The sequence below is a fragment of the Bacillus spizizenii TU-B-10 genome, from assembly GCF_000227465.1.
GTDB classification, from domain to species: domain Bacteria; phylum Bacillota; class Bacilli; order Bacillales; family Bacillaceae; genus Bacillus; species Bacillus spizizenii.
This window is the reverse complement of record NC_016047.1, coordinates 937,696-954,283: the sequence shown is the minus strand read 5'-3', so window position 1 is coordinate 954,283 and position 16,588 is coordinate 937,696. Positions and strand designations below refer to the sequence as shown.

The 16,588-nt window shown below is 46.7% G+C and carries 16 protein-coding genes and 1 pseudogene; 7 read left to right on the top strand and 10 right to left on the bottom strand.

Annotated features, from left to right (window positions below):
- The first annotated feature begins 164 nt into the window (after nucleotides 1-164).
- Nucleotides 165-296 (top strand): YflJ family protein, encoded by a 132-nt coding sequence (locus tag GYO_RS26565; RefSeq protein WP_014113026.1) that lies wholly within the window; start codon nucleotides 165-167, stop codon nucleotides 294-296.
- A 46-nt stretch (nucleotides 297-342) separates the two neighbouring features.
- On the opposite strand, the pseudogene GYO_RS26560 reads toward GYO_RS26565, so the two are convergent.
- Nucleotides 343-1,007: pseudogene (locus GYO_RS26560) on the bottom strand (MOSC domain-containing protein).
- Between the two features lie 66 nt (nucleotides 1,008-1,073).
- On the opposite strand from GYO_RS26560, the gene GYO_RS26555 reads away from it, so the two are divergent.
- The gene (locus GYO_RS26555) at nucleotides 1,074-1,349 is read left to right on the top strand and encodes an acylphosphatase (RefSeq protein ID WP_013307940.1); all 276 of its coding nucleotides are present in this window, start codon (nucleotides 1,074-1,076) and stop codon (nucleotides 1,347-1,349) included.
- On the opposite strand, the gene nosA is transcribed toward GYO_RS26555, so the two are convergent.
- From nosA to GYO_RS26505, 9 genes are all read right to left on the bottom strand, one after another.
- A complete protein-coding gene (nosA, locus tag GYO_RS26550; protein WP_014113023.1) occupies nucleotides 1,340-2,431 on the bottom strand; it encodes a nitric oxide synthase in 1,092 nt (363 codons plus the stop codon). The genes GYO_RS26555 and nosA overlap by 10 nt on opposite strands.
- Before the next feature lie 120 nt (nucleotides 2,432-2,551).
- Entirely contained in the window at nucleotides 2,552-3,346 is a 795-nt protein-coding gene (locus GYO_RS26545) for an MBL fold metallo-hydrolase (protein ID WP_014113022.1), read from the bottom strand.
- A 55-nt stretch (nucleotides 3,347-3,401) separates the two neighbouring features.
- A complete protein-coding gene (gene citM / locus GYO_RS26540; RefSeq protein WP_003242978.1) occupies nucleotides 3,402-4,703 on the bottom strand; it encodes an Mg(2+)/citrate complex secondary transporter CitM in 1,302 nt (433 codons plus the stop codon).
- A 190-nt stretch (nucleotides 4,704-4,893) separates the two neighbouring features.
- A complete protein-coding gene (locus GYO_RS26530; protein ID WP_014113020.1) occupies nucleotides 4,894-5,853 on the bottom strand; it encodes a tripartite tricarboxylate transporter substrate binding protein in 960 nt (319 codons plus the stop codon).
- Between the two features lie 2 nt (nucleotides 5,854-5,855).
- The gene (citT, locus tag GYO_RS26525; protein WP_014113019.1) at nucleotides 5,856-6,536 is read right to left on the bottom strand and encodes a two-component response regulator CitT; all 681 of its coding nucleotides are present in this window, start codon (nucleotides 6,534-6,536) and stop codon (nucleotides 5,856-5,858) included.
- Nucleotides 6,537-6,549: 13 nt separating this feature from the next.
- Complete coding sequence (gene yflR, locus GYO_RS26520; RefSeq protein WP_014113018.1) at nucleotides 6,550-8,136, bottom strand: two-component sensor histidine kinase CitS; 1,587 nt, start codon at nucleotides 8,134-8,136, stop codon at nucleotides 6,550-6,552.
- Nucleotides 8,137-8,315: 179 nt separating this feature from the next.
- Nucleotides 8,316-9,752 (bottom strand): anion permease, encoded by a 1,437-nt coding sequence (locus tag GYO_RS26515; RefSeq protein WP_014113016.1) that lies wholly within the window; start codon nucleotides 9,750-9,752, stop codon nucleotides 8,316-8,318.
- 127 nt (nucleotides 9,753-9,879) lie between these two features.
- Nucleotides 9,880-11,142 carry a pectate lyase gene (locus GYO_RS26510; protein ID WP_014113015.1) on the bottom strand — a complete coding sequence of 421 codons (1,263 nt, stop codon included), beginning with the start codon at nucleotides 11,140-11,142 and terminating at the stop codon, nucleotides 9,880-9,882.
- A 192-nt stretch (nucleotides 11,143-11,334) separates the two neighbouring features.
- Nucleotides 11,335-11,682 (bottom strand): YflT domain-containing protein, encoded by a 348-nt coding sequence (locus GYO_RS26505; protein ID WP_003223026.1) that lies wholly within the window; start codon nucleotides 11,680-11,682, stop codon nucleotides 11,335-11,337.
- A 240-nt stretch (nucleotides 11,683-11,922) separates the two neighbouring features.
- Here GYO_RS26505 and GYO_RS26500 point away from each other — a divergent pair, with 240 nt between their 5' ends.
- The 5 genes from GYO_RS26500 to yfmF all read left to right on the top strand — a co-directional run bounded on the left by GYO_RS26500 (nucleotide 11,923) and on the right by yfmF (nucleotide 16,233).
- Nucleotides 11,923-12,291 (top strand): YfmB family protein, encoded by a 369-nt coding sequence (locus GYO_RS26500; protein ID WP_014113014.1) that lies wholly within the window; start codon nucleotides 11,923-11,925, stop codon nucleotides 12,289-12,291.
- A 109-nt stretch (nucleotides 12,292-12,400) separates the two neighbouring features.
- Nucleotides 12,401-13,348 carry a Fe(3+)-citrate ABC transporter substrate-binding protein YfmC gene (gene yfmC / locus GYO_RS26495; RefSeq protein ID WP_014113013.1) on the top strand — a complete coding sequence of 316 codons (948 nt, stop codon included), beginning with the start codon at nucleotides 12,401-12,403 and terminating at the stop codon, nucleotides 13,346-13,348.
- Nucleotides 13,349-13,420: 72 nt separating this feature from the next.
- Entirely contained in the window at nucleotides 13,421-14,422 is a 1,002-nt protein-coding gene (gene fecD, locus GYO_RS26490; RefSeq protein WP_041520887.1) for a Fe(3+) dicitrate ABC transporter permease FecD, read from the top strand.
- Nucleotides 14,419-15,420 (top strand): Fe(3+)-citrate ABC transporter permease YfmE, encoded by a 1,002-nt coding sequence (yfmE, locus tag GYO_RS26485; RefSeq protein WP_014113011.1) that lies wholly within the window; start codon nucleotides 14,419-14,421, stop codon nucleotides 15,418-15,420. The genes fecD and yfmE overlap by 4 nt, the downstream gene beginning before the upstream one ends.
- Nucleotides 15,421-15,432: 12 nt before the next feature.
- On the top strand, nucleotides 15,433-16,233 hold the full coding sequence (yfmF, locus tag GYO_RS26480) for a Fe(3+)-citrate ABC transporter ATP-binding protein YfmF (RefSeq protein WP_014113010.1): 801 nt from the start codon (nucleotides 15,433-15,435) through the stop codon (nucleotides 16,231-16,233).
- Nucleotides 16,234-16,588 lie beyond the last annotated feature (355 nt).

Here is a 16,588-nt window from a genome sequence, read left to right as displayed (position 1 = left end):
CAGCTTTTACTCGGCATATACATACAGAAGAACATTCGTACAGCTAGTGCGAAAGGCTCAGTTTTTCCCGCATCTCTTTTCAGCATCTTTCCATAGATGTTACAATGCCAATCGCTTGGTAAAACCCTCTCCATTGGGAGAGATAGGGAAAGGAGTTTTCTGACATGCATTACGGCAGTAAAGGCTGGTATGTTGAAGAATTAAAAAAGCAGGGGATCACGCACCACGAAGGAAGAAAGCTTCAAAGCTATAAAACCTATTTTCTTGCCAACCTGCTTGAAACAAAGAAAAAATGATCATAAGAATGGTAAAGCCGCGCTCGTTGATATGCGCGGCTTTTTTCTATTCAATAGGCAGCAGCCTGTCCCTTTTTTTCATAAAGGACGCTCTCCAGCTTTCCGACAGTGTGTCTTCACTTAAAATCCGTTCAATGGCGGCGAGATTTTTTGCATCATGGTAGTTGATGCGATTTGCGAATTGGACTGATATGTCTTCTCACCCTAGGACAGCAATTCCAGTTTGGCGCCGGGAGCCACCCTGCCCTCTTCCAGCACGCGAAAATAAAAGCCGGTATAGCCGGTTTGCTGAACCTTGAGCACCATTTCCTTTACGCCCAACTTTTTCGCCAGCTTTACACACGGCTGGCGCGGCTGGCTGACCTGAACAACAGCTTCATCAAGCTTGAACACATCCCCGATGCAAACGTTCTCCTCGGTCAGGCCCGCGACCGTCAGATTTTCACCAAATGCGGCGCTTGGCAACGGTCTTGAGAGAAGCTCTCTCCAAAACGGATAATGTTCGGCCGGGTAGACACAGACAGCCTTATCAGATCCGCCGTGATTCACGAGATCCGCCTGTCCGTCACCTTCAAAGTTTTCCCGATACAGCATAACAGAGGATTCAGCGGGCTGCTTCATGATGCCGGTTTCGATTTTTTTGCCGTCATACTCAAGCGTCTGCGGCTTTCCGAGATTAAGAGAAAGAACTGGATAGTGCAGTGACTTCATACGAGCACATCCCCTTTACAGGTTGTAAAATGATTGATTATCATAAAAAGAAAAGGTGGTTTTTACATGCTTCAATACCGAATCGTTGCAGGCGGCCGGGTTCAAGGTGTGGGCTTTCGCTATTTTGTTCAAATGGAAGCCGATAAGCGAAAACTGGCCGGCTGGGTCAAAAACCGTGATGACGGACGTGTCGAGATTTTGGCAGAAGGCCCGGAAAACGCCTTACAATCATTTCTTGAGGCTGTAAAGAAAGGCAGCCCTTTCTCTAAGGTTACCGACGTCTCTGTCACAGAATCCCGCAGCCTTGAAGGCCATCATCGATTTTCCGTTGTTTACTCGTAAGGCTTATCCTGATAAAAGTAATTCGGCTTAACGATTGAGTTGTCATAGGAACGGTGGAAGATATGCGTGGCAGCGGGTGAAATCGGCGGAATCAGCCACGTCCAGTCCCCCGTCAGCTTTCTGCCCGCTTCTTCCTCCTGTTCTTCAAACCGTTTAAACTGGCTTGCGGCCGTATGATGGTCAACGATGCTGACACCTTGCTTTTTATACGAGTGCAGTACAGCTTTATTCAATTCAACAAGCGCTTGATCCTTCCATAAATCCGTATTGTAATCAGTAGAAATGCCGATAACGGACGCCACTTTTTTGAGCTTGTCATACCGCTTTTCATCTGCCAGATTTCTTGCTCCGATCTCCGTGCCCATATACCAGCCATTAAACGGCGCAGCATTATAATGAATGCCCCCGACCTCAAGCTTCATATCAGAAATAATCGGCACGCCGTACCATTTCAGCTCCAGATCAGAAAACGCTTCGATTTCAGGATGTGTGATTGGAACCTCGATTACAAGTGAACGCGGCAGCTCATACCAGACCGGCTGTTCGTCGCCTTTCATGCGAAAAATGAGCGGTAGCAGGTCAAAATCCGTTCGTTCTCCGCGCCAGCCAAGCTGCTCGCAGGCTGCGGTCAGGGAACGGGAAGCCGGGTCACCGATTCTTTCCCCGTCTGATACATATCCAGCGTACCGGATCAGCTGATGATTCCAGATTTCGACTTGCTTTTCACCCTTCTCTTCCGGAGGGAAAATCGTAATGCTCGGCCTGATTTTCCCGTTATTGGTGGCGGTTTCTATGTGATGAAAGAGGGCGTCCCGCACATCCTCCTTCGTCCGGACGTCACGTCTGTCGATGACATTCAGCGAATTCCAGAACAATCTGCCGATGCAGCGGTTGCTGTTTCTCCAAGCCATTTTCGCCCCGTGCTCGATTTCTTCCTTCGTATGTACATAGCTTCCGGTCCGGTCAATTTCACTTTTAATGCCATCGAGACGGTCTTTCACTTCCTCCTCCTTTCCCAATTCCTGATAGCATGCGGCAATAAACGCTTTCGCTTCGTTCCAGAGTATTTCTTTTTCTTCCAACAAACTCTCCCCTTCAAATCGCATTCATGCTTTTCATTGTATCGTTTTTAAGCCGGAAGACAAATGATTTTTCTGTATCTTCTTGGAAAACAATAAAAAACACCCGTGTGTCCGCGGGTGTCAAAGAGACGATAAACGATTTGCCAATTCAATTAAGTCACTGCGAAAGTTTTTGCCGGTCATCGGTATGCCATGCCCCGTCAGCAGTGCTTCCGGTTCAAGGCCGGCAAGCTTCTGAATGGATTCGGCAGCAGTCCCTGTGTCAGGCGTGAAATAAGCCGGCGGCCCATGAAGCTCCTGTTTTTGAATCAAGACGTCTGCCATTTTCTCCTGTTCCACTGTAATGACTGCATCACCTGCCACAAGCACGCGCCCGTCCTCGCGGAATAACGAAATATGGCCGGGTGTGTGTCCGGGAGTCGCAATCCACATCCACTCGTCAAGAAACGGTACAGAGCCGTCTTCCGGCAGTGCCTGCACATGTGAGGAAATATCGATGGAGTGCCGCGGAAACAGCGGCGACAGTTTGGCGACCAGCCCGCTCTTACTGTCAGGACGAGCCGGAGGATAATCCTCTTTACCTGTTACATAAGGCATTTCCCGAGAATGGACATAAACAGGAACATCCCAATGCTCAAGGATTTCTTCTATCGCCCCGATATGATCAAAGTGCCCGTGTGTGAGGATAATCGCCTTCAGCTGAAAATCATCGCCGAATCTTTGTTTGGCTTCATTTACAATCATGCCGGCTGATTGAGGCATGCCGGCATCAATTAAAACAAATGAGCGAGGTTCAGAAGGCAGCTGAATAAAATAGACATTCGCAATTTGCACGGTCAGGCCGTGCACCCCTTTTGCCGCTTCGAACCCCGTTCCGCTTCTGACTGAAGTCATCGGCATATAAGGATCACTCATGATGACACCTCCGGTATGTTGTATGCCGTTAGTGTGTGTCATTACGCCTGAATTATCATACGGAAATAGAGATCGCACCGATCAATAGAGCGATAGCCGTCATGACGATCACTGCGAGAACCGCCCATTTCAAGGCGAATTTTTGATGGTCGTCAATAGAAACTCCGACAAGTCCGACAAGCAAATGAGTGGACGGCACAAGCGGGCTAAGCATATGAATCGGCTGGCCGATAATAGAGGCTCTGGCAATTTCCACTTTATCCACACCGTATGCGACAGCCGTTTCTGATAAAATCGGCAGCACCCCGTAGAAATACGCGTCATTCGGCATCAGGAATGTGAAAATGCCGCTTGTTAAGGCCACAATCGCCGGGATCAACCCGCCCATTTGTTCAGGAATCATAGATACGAGCGAAATCGCCATTTCATCAACCATTTTGGTGCCTGTCAAAATCCCCGTAAACACCCCCGCAGCAAAAATCATGGAGCCGATGGCCAGCACGTTGCTGGAGTGCGCTGCGATGCGCTGTCTCTGATGCTCAAGGTTTGGATAATTCACAATCAGTGCAATACAGAACGCAATGACAAACAGTACGGTTAAACTGACTTTACCCGATACCAAACATCCTATTAAAGAAAGCGTTAACAATAAATTAAACCACCAAAGCTTCGGCCGCTTCCACTCATCTTCAACCGCAGCCGCCGGTTCATTGGCATTGGCCGGCTGTTTCAGTTCAATCACACCAAGGCGCTTTCGTTCCGCTTTTCCAAGCACATACGCAACCGCCACCATACAAAGCATTCCGCTTGCAATGACAGGAATCATCGGCCCTGTAAGCTCAGCTGGATCAACTCCCAGCGCGCTCGCCGCCCGCGGCGTCGCGCCACCCCACGGAATCGTGTTCATGATTCCCATGCCGACTCCCGCGATTCCCGCCAGGATAATCGGCCGGATGCCAAGCAGCAGATAGAGCGGAAGCATTGCGCTTGTCGTAATCATATAAGTAGTCGAGCCATCTCCGTCCAAGGCGACGAGCATCGTAAGAACCGCTGTCCCGACAACAATTTTTAACGGGTCGCCTTTGACCATGCTTAAAATTTTGCCAACCATCGGATCAAACAGCCCTGTATCAATCATAATTCCAAAATATAAGATCGCAAACATAATCATGACCGCAGTCGGCGCGACTTGCTGAATCCCCGAAATCATCATATCCCCAACTTCAGTAAATCCAAATCCGGCGATAAGTGCAAACACAATCGGCGTCAAAACTAATGCTGTCAAAACAGAAAGCCGTTTTGTCATGATCAATGCCATAAACACGAGCATCATGAGAAAGCCTAAAATTGCTAACACATCCATTCCCCCTTAAATGAATCCGCTTACATTTTTCTCCCTTACTCCCCTTCTTGCCTTTTTGCCATCGTATGGGAAAACCACTCGCAAGTAAATAATTTGGTTTTTATGTATTTTTAATTTTTTATAACCGTTTTGTTCTTTTTGATCATTTTTGGGCACATCAAAAAGATCCCGGAATGCCGGGATCTTAATTCCCTGTCATAATGCTTTGGTAAAAAGCGGATTGCTGGTCAAGAAACCGTTTCGTTTCCCTGCTGTTCAAATAAAAGCTTTCCCAGTCCAGTTCATTTATTTTCCGCTTCCACTCAGGCGAGGATGTGACCTTCTTTAGCGCTTGATCCCAGAAAGAAATCTCTTCCTCCGACATGTTTTTCGGACCCAAAACCCCTCTCCAATGTGAAAAAACAAACGGAATCCCCTGCTCTTTCCACGTTGGTACATCAGGAAAACCGGGAAGTCTTTTATCAGACGTTACAGCAGCTAACATGATATCGCCGTGCCGCTCATATGGTTTCGCTTCAGAAAGTGTCATTGAAGCCGCTTCTATCTCATGTCTGATCAGCGCCTGAATGAGCTGTTCACTGCTGTCATACTGCAAAAATTGAATGTCAAAAGAGTCAATGCCGTACATATCTGCCGCTCTGACGAACGAGAGCTGATCATCATTGCCAAGGCCCGGGGCAAAGCCGATTTTCACCTTGCCGGGATGCATCTTAATCTCGTTCAGCAAATCCTTGCCATTAGTTAACGCCGATCCTTTTGGCAATGCAACCGTCTGCCATTCCTTGGAGAGAATGGCGAGCGGAGTAAAATCGTCAATTTTCAATTTGCTTTGCCCAAGAAGATCATTGCTCAGTATTAAACTGGACGTCATGCTGATGGTCTGTTTGCTGCTTTCGTTGACATATTTCCAGCCTTTATCTCCCCCGCCGCCGGGTTTATAGACGATATGAACCTCATCCTTCACGATCTGCTTCTTCCTCAAAACAGCTTGGATCGCCTGCGCTGTGACATCCCAGCCGCCAGAAGGTTCAGCGGGGACGACAATTTCAATCGGCCCGTCAGGCAGGCGCGGCGCAGCCGCCTGCCTGATGTCCCCCTGCATAAAGACCAATAAAGCAATCAATAGAATCATACATTTTTTCATATCTAGTCCGCCGCCAAATAATATTTTCTCTCCGGCCTGCCGATAATCCCGTATTCAAGCTCGGCTCTTGCTTCATCCTTTGCCACAAGGTACTCGGCATAGCGGCGGGCAGTCGTTCGTGACGCTCCCATTTTTTCTCCAAGCTCTTCCGCTGTCAATCCTTCTGACGCAGTTCGAAGCGCTTCCTTAATTTTTCGCAGTGTAATCGAATTAATGCCTGTCGGCAAATCCTCTGCCGGCAAAGATGTCTTCACACTGTTCCCGAAAATATGATCAATCATGGATTGGCTGACCTCTGGCTGAGACAAAAGCAGCTTCCTTTTTTCTTTATACTGAAGCAGCACCTGTCTGAACTTGTCAGCCGTTACGGGTTTGATCAAATAGTGGGCAATCCCTGCCCTGAGCGCTTCCTGCAAATGACGGGTTTCTGTAGCCGCTGTGATAATCATAATATCCACTTCAGGAAATCGGCTTCGTAGCTCAGGAATCAATGTGGTCCCAAGCTCGTCCGGCATATAAATATCCAGCAAAAGCAAATCAGCCTTTTGTTTCTCCAAAAGCGCCATTGTTTCTTTGGCATTGGCCGCCTTGCCGATAATCTTGAATCCATCAAGCTGTTCAATCAATCTCTCATGGATTTGCGCAACCCGAAAATCATCCTCCGCAATCGCGATGTGAATCAAATGGATTCCCCCTTTATTCCTCCTTCGGTATAAACACAGTGAATACCGCACCGCCAGTTTTTTGATTCGCCAGTTCGATCCAGCCGCCCAGTTCACGCACTGAGTCTTTCACATTGGCCAGACCGTAGCCTCTCTTCATCCCCTTTGAGGAATAACCTCTTTCAAACACAGCTTCTGTCTTATCAAGCGGTACACCAGGCCCTGTGTCTGATACTTCGATGACAATATCACGGCCCATATCCGTGATGAAAAACAATACCTCCCTCACGCTTTGATCCGCTACAGCTTCGAAAGCGTTATCAATTAAGTTGCCGATAATCGTAATGAGATGAGACAAGCCGATATGTGCAGGAAGAGGCGCGAGCGAGCTGTTCTCATCAATAGAAAGCTTGACCTTCTTTTCCGATGCTTTGCTTATTTTTCCTAACAAAATCGCCTGCACCTGCTGCGAATGGATGTTATGGAATAAAATATCATGCTGCTCATTTTGTATCGCGTATTCCTCTTTAATCAGATCAATGGCTTCATCATACTCACCAAGCTCAAGCAGCCCTAAGATCGCGTAAAGCTTATTTGAAAATTCATGGGTCTGCGCCCTAAGATCCTCTGAATATTTGCGAACCTCTGTCAGTTTATCGATCAGCTTTTTCAGCTCTGTTTTCTCCCGAAAGCTTACGACAATCCCATACGCCTGCCCGCCTTGAGTCATCACTTTCGTATTGATAATAAAAGTTTGATCATTGACGTTTACCTCTTGGTTCGGCAGCATTTCTCCTTGCTCAAGCACACTCTTCAGCTTGGCTCCCGGCATAACGTCATCAATAGGGAGATTGATCACAGGCTCGGGAAGCTTTAGCATCTCGGCCGCCGATACATTCATCATGGTGACGACGCCTTCACGATTGGTGGCAATGATCCCTTCTCGAATTGCGAAAAGCATTGCATTCCTCTCCCGATAAAGAGCCGCGATCTCATGCGGCTCAAGGCCAAGCGTATCCTTCCTGATGCTTTTCGCCAGTGCGGCGGCACCGGCAAATCCAAGCAGCAGCACAAGCACAGCGATCACACTCAAGTTTCTCAGATGCTTTTTGATGCTTTGTTCTGTCTCGGTTTGCAGAAAATCAACAGACACGCTGCCGATCACTTGGCTGTATCCGTTCTGCTCTTTAATAATCGGCGCGCTCCCCCTAATGACTCTTCGTCCATCCGCTTTTGTTTCAGAAACATGCGAGCCGCCAAACAAAATTTCTCTGCTGCGCTCCAGTTTCTTTTGGCCGCTTTTACCCGAGGCGCTCCGAATGTCTCCTTTTTCGTCCAACACATAAATGGCATACGCGCCAGTCTGTTCTTTCATTCGTTCAATGACCTCTTGCTTCTCAGCCGCATGTCCGCCTTTTCTCTCAATGAGCTCTTTAGCCGGCGGCATATAAGATATGGTTCTCGCAGTCTGAACCGCCAGCTGCTCTGCCTGTCTCCGTTGTTCCTGTGTATGCTGAACGGCTAACGTAATAGTCAGCACACCAATGACAAAAACCAGCAGAGCCGCAATCAGCCCCATTATTTTTGTTTGCAGGGAAAAATGGAACCGCTTTTTCACCACAGCACCAGCCGTCCTTTCTACCTAGATCATACCATTTTTCATAGGGAATTTTCTCATTTTTCAAAATCCATATCTTTGAAGGTAAACAATAGGAGGAAATATGTTTTGCAGATTAGTTGAATGAAGATAAGGGAATTGCTTTAAAATAAAAAAGGCAGACCGTGTCTGCCTTTTTCTTTCTACCATATTCCTAGTACTTTCCACCATAATCCGCCGATGACAAGCCATACGACAATATGGACGATCGACAGGATAAATCCGATGGACCACCATTTGCTTTGCGGAACGTAGCCTGCTCCGAAGAAGACTGGAGCCGCTCCAGCACCGTAGTGAGTCGTTGACCCGAACAGGTTGCTGAAGAATGCGAGGCTCAGTGCTGCTAAAAGCGGCGGTGCGCCCGCTGCCACGATCACAGCCAAAAATGCTGAATACATCGCGCTGATGTGGGCTGTCGCGCTTGCAAAGAAGTAGTGTGAATAGAAATACACAACAATTAAGATTAAGAATGCCACGATCCAAGAGAATCCTGATACAGAAGATTTCATGGCATTACTGAACCAAGACACCATGCCTAGCTCATTCAGGAAGTTGGCCAGCATGACAAGCGCCGCAAACCAAGTGAGCGTATCCCAAGCGCCCTGTTCTTTCTTAATATCATCCCAAGTCAGAACCTGTGATAATAATAGAACCGCCAAACCGATCAATGCGGTTGTGGTTGCGTCGATGTTGAAGCTGCCGCCAAAAATCCACAGCACAAGCACCAAAAGAAAAACGATAACCATGGAAAGCTCTGATTTTTTGAACGGTCCCATTTCTTTCAGTTTTTCTGTTGCGATTTTCGCCGCATCCGGTGTTTCTTTAATTTCCGGCGGATACAGCTTGTAAATCACAAGCGGTGTGATGATTAAGCTTACAAGTCCCGGTACAATCGCGGCAATTGCCCAGCTTGTCCATGTTAAGTCCACCCCTGCGACATCATGGGCCAGCTTGGCAATCAGCGGGTTCGCCGCCATCGCCGTTAAGAACATAGCAGATGTAATCAGATTCCCCTGAAAACCGGTTTTTAATAAGAATGCGCCGATTTTTCTCTCTGTTCCATTTGCCGGGCTTGATCCGAATGTTTCGGATAATGATCTGATGATAGGAAATATAATGCCTCCTGCACGCGCCGTATTACTTGGAATGGCAGGTGAAAGTATTAAATCACTGAACAGCAGTGAATAAGAAAGTCCAAGGGTTTTTTTCCCGAATTTCTGAACGAATACATACGAAATTCTCGCACCGAGCCCGGTTTTGATAAATCCCCGGGAAATAAAGAATGCGATAACGATAAGCCAGATGGTCTTATTCCCGAATCCGCTTAATGTATCCTCAATTGAAAGTGTTCCAGTTAGTGCAGTAACCGCCAATGCAAAAATTGCAATTGCACCCATTGGCAAGGGCTTGGAGATAAAGCCGATAATTGTCGCGACAAAGATCGCAAACAAATGCCAAGCTTTAGGTTCAAGTCCGGACGGAGCGGGAATAAACCAAATGATTAGTCCCACAGCGACAGTAATTAGCAATGGAACAAGCTTTACTGCTGACTGTTTTCCTGCGTCTTTTTCTGAAGCCATAAATAGGTCTCCTCCTATATACTTGTTTTCCGATCCCCTTTCCCATTCTACTCCTTAACTAAGTTAATAAACATTTTAATTAATTAAAAAACACAAAGGTGAGCAGCCCTTTGTGTTTTTACATTTCTTAATTTAGTTTACCCGCACCCGCTTGAGATATAACATTCGATTTTACATTCGCGGAAGCATCGATTGTGCCGTGCAGTGACGGTGTCCAGCCGACAGAAGAACTCAGCCCGTTTGCAGCCGATGCGCTGATCTGCGTGCCATTTAGAAGTGTACCTGAGTCATATAAAGCCGTTCCCCCGCTGAATACGCTGATCGTTTTAGCAGCTGGCAGTCCCGGTACGTCAATGACATTGTTTTGAGCGTAGATTTTAGATGATTTTCCGATTCCCCACGCATAGCTGAAGGCATAATCTGAGGAGCTTGTGCTGCCTTCATAATAGTTATTGTATACGTGAACCTGTCCGAAGCGGACTCTCGGTGCGCGCTGGACGATATTTTTGTAGTGGTTATGGTGAAGCGTAATTTTTAATTTGCCATCATCAGATGTTTTGCTGTCGCTTGATCCGAAAATGGAGCTTTTATCATGATCGTGATAATAGTTGTAAGACATCGTGATATAGTTAGCGCCGTTAGAGGCATCGGTTTGGCCGTCATGGTGCTGATATTTTCTGCCGAAATACTTTGGCGATGTGCTGTCCGGACGTGAGCCGTCATTAAATGTACAGTGGTCAATCCATATATGCGTGCCGCCGTTTATCGTGATGTTGTCGTATTGTGAGTTCCAGTTTCCTGAGCTGCCGTCAGTCGGATCCCATTGCGGAAAATAATCATAAGCATCCTGGAATTCGATGTTGCGGATGATGACATTATCACTCTTGATCTGGAAGTTTCCGCCCACGATTTTGGCATTTGTCCCAGAACCGACGATCGTCGTGTTTGCAGGAATATCCACCATGACTCGTGCTTTTTGATTTTTCTGAGAGCGTGCTCTCGCCTCTTCTAGTGTCCCCGACGGCTCCTTTTTGCCCCATGTGCTAGGATCATAGGCTTTCAAATATTTGTCCAAATCGTACTCTGGATCTTTATAATCATTTAAACCAAGCGGCTTCAGATTGTCATCGACGTTCATGTCAACCGTTCCCTTAATATAAATAATTTTTGGCGTTGTGTTGGTGTCCTTGCCTAATGCCGAGACAAGCTGGTTTCTGTTGCTGACGGTATACACATTCGAGGACGACGCTTTTGATCCGCCTGTTGTACCGGTCGAGTACGCGCCCCAGCCATCATTTGATCCTAATGTCTGATGGCCTAAATCCGCCGCGTTCGCGCCAGCTGGAGTCAACCCTAACAGCAGAGCCGTGGCTAACATCACTTTTTTCATTCACTATGAACCCCCATTTTCTATTTTGTGAGATTATATTCCAATTTCTCACAAAGATATGATAGCAAATTGAGGGACATCCAGAACCGAAAATGTTCCGCTATCTTATTGCGGCATTCTGCAAAACTACACCGCAAAGACCGCAAAAAAACCCAAAAAGCCGAAGTTGGCCTTTTGGGTTTTTTCCCTGCATTACGCCCAGGATTTCACTTTTTCATTATCGGTCACAAAGAGAAGCACTTTCCCTTCATCTAAACGTTTTTCGAATTGAGCGGCTTCATCCTCAGAAAAACCGATTTCATGAATTTTATTGCGGAGCTCGTCCCCTTTTTTATTAAACACGTTTCCTACCGCATGCTTGATACCCGTTTCTTTGGCTCCGATCGTGTTGGCGTTCGTGTTGTCTGCCAGCCGTTCCGTTCTGTCATCGTCGTGAGCTAAGACGTATACATCTTCTTTCGCAACACCCATTTGCTGTAATTCTTCTACATCCTTCATGAGCTGTTCGTCGTTTGTATACTCTTTTACAACTGGTTTCATTCCGACATTCCTCCTTCATGATTACTATATTTCTTTCATACCCGATCACCTATGGACGAAACAGATTCCAGAACATTGAATAGAAAAACAGGAAGAATGGTAGTAGCCATTTATTTTCGGCCCATGATAAAGTGGTAGGAACGGAACTATTTTCAGAAAAGTCAAAATCAAAGAGAAACCGCTGCGCGGAGCAAACGATCATGAATTGCACTTTATCCGTACAAGCAGGAGGTATGTCTAATGCAATATTTTTCACCAGAACAGCAATATAATGCATGGGTTGTGAGTGATTTAGTCAAACAGATTTTTCATCAGCGATCCGGCTGTTCACCCGGAATTCACGAGCTTGCGGTCTTTGCTGAGGAACATTTTCATATCGATATCGACTTTGTTTTCTCGATTATTATGAATATCGGCGACATTGAATTCGCACTCGCAGAAGAAATAGAAAAGAAATTGTCCGGCTATCTCGGCGCTCTCCTTCCATATGTCAACGCTGAAATGCTCGAAACCTCTAAAACCAATGCCAATGCGTTTTTATCCCGCAGACACGGCAATGCTGTATACCATTTATTTGTGTCTGATGATGCTTTCATGAGAAAGCAGTAAAACCGAAGCTTTCTTTACTAAAAAAATATTGACATGATGAGCCATGCTATTATAGTGTTTACATGTGATAATGATTCTCATTACTAAATCTAAAAAAAGGAAGAATGACATGCGCACCTATTCTAACAAGTTGATTGCCATCATGAGTGTTTTATTAATCGCCTGCTTCATTGTATCCGGCTGTTCATCCAGCCAGAATAACAGCGGGAGCAGCGAAAGCAAGTCTAAGGATTCCAGAGTAATCCATGACGAAGAAGGAAAAACGACAGTAAGCGGCACACCTAAGCGGGTGGTAGTGCTTGAGCTTTCATTCTTGGATGCCGTTCACAATCTTGGCATTACGCCGGTGGGCATCGCCGATGACAACAAAAAAGATATGATTAAAAAGCTTGTCGGCAGCTCCATTGATTATACATCTGTAGGCACACGCAGCGAACCAAATCTTGAGGTCATCAGTTCCTTGAAGCCTGATTTAATTATCGCTGACGCTGAGCGCCATAAAAACATTTATAAACAGCTGAAACAAATCGCCCCGACGATAGAATTAAAGAGCCGGGAAGCGACATATGACGAAACGATCGACAGCTTTACAACCATTGCTAAAGCATTAAATAAAGAAGATGAAGGTAAAGAAAAGCTTGCCGAGCACAAAAAAGTCATCAACGATCTAAAAGCGGAACTCCCGAAAGACGAAAACCGCAACATCGTTCTCGGAGTTGCAAGAGCAGATTCCTTCCAGCTTCATACGTCATCATCTTATGACGGAGAAATCTTTAAAATGCTTGGCTTTACACACGCTGTGCAGTCAGGTAACGCCTATCAAGAGGTCAGCCTCGAGCAATTGAGCAAAATCGATCCTGATATTTTGTTCATCTCAGCCAACGAAGGCAAGACAATTGTAGATGAGTGGAAAAAGAACCCGCTCTGGAAAAATCTCAAAGCGGTGAAAAACGGACAAGTCTATGATGCGGACCGTGACACTTGGACAAGATTCAGAGGCATCAAGTCTAGTGAAACAAGCGCCAAAGACGTGCTTAAAAAAGTGTATAATAAATAGGACAAATGAGAAGCGAGGGGAAATCCTTGCTTCTTCGTTTTTGCAACCAGACGCAGTAAGGAAGTGAGACTGTTGTATCATTCACCCAAACGGCGCTCATCATCAAGACTGATGATGTTCATCATCGCACTGATCATTTTGATATTCGGGCTTGGGCTGAATCTTTCAGTAGGAGCCTCAGACATCGGCATCATAGATTCATTGAAATATCTTTTTGTATGGGATGGTTCAAAGGAACAGCTCATCATCTCTACTCTTCGCCTTCCCCGCACATTGATCGGCGTTTTCGTCGGCGCCAGCCTGGCCGTAGCAGGGGCGCTGATGCAGGCCATGACCAGAAACCCTCTGGCTTCACCTCAAATTTTCGGTGTGAATGCGGGTGCATCGCTTTTTGTCGTTGCTTCTCTCGTCATTCTGCCGGCATCGCCCTATTCTTCCGTTGTATTCGCTTTTGCGGGTGCGGCTGCAGGCGGCGCGATTGTGTATATGATTGCCTCATCCGGCGGAATGACACCTGTCAAGCTGGCATTGTCGGGAATGGCGGTGCATCTGTTCCTCTCCTCCATGACACAGGCCATCATTATTTTAAATGAGTCGGGAGAGGATGTTCTGTACTGGATGACAGGCGCGATTGACGGAAGCAATTGGCAGGACGTCATGACCATCGCTCCGTTTTCTGTCATCGGCATCGGGCTTGCCCTCGTGTTTTCCGGTTCTGTTTCTGTACTTGGTCTCGGAGACGAAACAGCAAAAGGGCTTGGGCAAAATATGAACGGCATCCGGATTCTGATCAGCTTTATCATTTTAATTCTATCCGGTGCTTCTGTAGCTGTCGCCGGGCCGATCGGCTTCGTCGGACTGCTCGTTCCACATATTGTCCGCAAGCTGATCGGAGAACATTATCAATACGTGCTTCCGTTTTCGGCGCTGCTCGGTGCCATATTGCTGGTGTACGCAGATGTTCTGGCCAGGTGGATTGCATTTCCTTATGAATCACCGGTCGGCATCGTCACCGCGATTATCGGAACACCGTTCTTCTTATATTTGGCAAGGAAAGGGCGAAATCTGAAATGAAGAAAACAACCAGAAAACAAAAACGCCCCTTGCTGGCGATACTCATATTGGCCGTGATTCTGATCGTTCTGTCCGTCATCAGCATCGGCTTCGGTGCATTATACATTTCACCGGATGCGGTAGTGACGAACTTGTTGGGACTGGATCATTCCTTTGAATTCATCATCCAGCAATACCGCCTTCCACGGATTATATTAGCGATTTTGGCCGGTGCCGGGCTTGCCGCGGCCGGAGCGATTTTGCAGGGTGTCATCCGCAACCCGCTCGCTTCCCCGGACGTTGTCGGCATTTCAAAAGGGTCCGGACTTGCGGCGATGGCTGTCATTCTGATCTTTCCTGAATCGCCGGTGTACGTGCTTCCGTTCTCTGCATTTGCCGGAGCAGCCATTATTGCTGTACTATTATTAATGATAGCCCGCAAAAAAAGCATTCAGCCCTCTTCATTGGCTTTATCAGGCATTGCCTTAGGCGCGGTTTGCCACGCCGGGATGCAATATATGATGGTCAAGTTTCCGGGCGACGTGAATGCTGCACTCATTTGGCTGACAGGGAGCCTATGGGGAAGAAACTGGGAAGAAGTCAAGCTGCTTGCACCATGGCTTTTGGTTCTTTTTCCGATCGTCTGCATTCTCATACCGAAGCTGGATCTTATGTCACTCGGTGATGAGCTTGCGCAGGGTCTCGGCGAAAACGCAAACCGGCTGAGATTCATCCTGATTTTCACCGCGGTTGCACTGGCGGGAAGCTGTGTAGCCGTCGTCGGCTCAATCGGTTTTATTGGCTTGCTTGCTCCGCATATCGCCAGACGGCTTACCGGAGAAAAAGCTAAATATTTACTGCCTGCATCAGCATTGATTGGTGCTATTATATTATTAATTGCAGATACGTTAGGGCGCGGCATCATGCCTCCGGTTGAAATACCGGCCGGAATATTGACAGCCGTGATCGGCGCGCCTTATTTTTTATATTTATTGAAATTCGAAGCGAGGAAACAATAGGGAGAGGATACCATGGGAAAACTGGCTGCAGACCAGCTCACTCTTTCATATGACAGCACAGTGATTATTGACGGAGTCGATTTAAAGATAGAAGAAGGAAAAGTCACTGCGCTCATCGGCGCCAATGGCTGCGGGAAATCAACAATCCTCAAATCGCTCGCCAGGCTGATGGCTCCAAAAAGCGGTACGGTCTTATTAGAAGGAAAAGATATACACCGCCAGTCGTCAAAAGAAGTCGCAAAAAAACTGGCCATTCTTCCTCAATCTCCTCAGGCGCCTGAGGGATTGACGGTTGAGGAATTATGCTATTTCGGCAGACATCCTCACAAAAAGCTGTTATCCAAGCATACCCAAGAGGATCACGACATGGTAGAGTGGGCGCTGGACGCAACGGGCATGATTGAGCTGAAAGAACGGACACTGGATGCCCTGTCAGGCGGCCAAAGACAAAGAGCATGGATTTCCATGGCGCTTGCGCAAGGCACTGATTTGCTTTTGCTTGATGAACCGACCACGTATTTAGACATTTCACACCAGATTGAAGTGCTCGAGCTGCTGAAAAAGCTAAACCGCGATCATGGCCGCACCGTTGTGATGGTGCTCCATGATTTAAACCAGGCCGCTCAATATGCTGACTATCTGATCAGTGTGCTGGACGGAAAAATATACAATGCCGGAACACCGGAAGATGTGTTTACCCAGCCGTTTTTCCGTGAAGTCTTCGGCTTGGAATGCTGCATCATGAGAAGCCCGATCGACCAGAAGCCCATGTGCCTGCCGACGGGCCTGTGCCCGAAATTACGGGCGACATAAAAAGGAGAGGAATGCCTAGGGCTGTCGAGAAACTTGACAGCCTTCATTTTCCCTTATAATATTTCATTCTCACATTTTAATTGATGTTTAACTAAAAAAACACGTTATTCTTCTCATGTTCCACACGAGATACTCTTAACATAAAATTAAATTTGTTCTTATTGACCAACTTGTTAAAGTTGTATATCTCTTCGAATCTCAACAAGACATAGAAAAGACCGAAAGAATTATAGTAAGTCATCCCTCGAAATGTGTGGAAAGACCAAAAAAAGTGACAAAATTAGCTTGTGTATCAGAAAAAGAAAGAATCAAAACAGTGGTAAGGGGATTTGCTATTGCAGGTTCAATTAAAAAT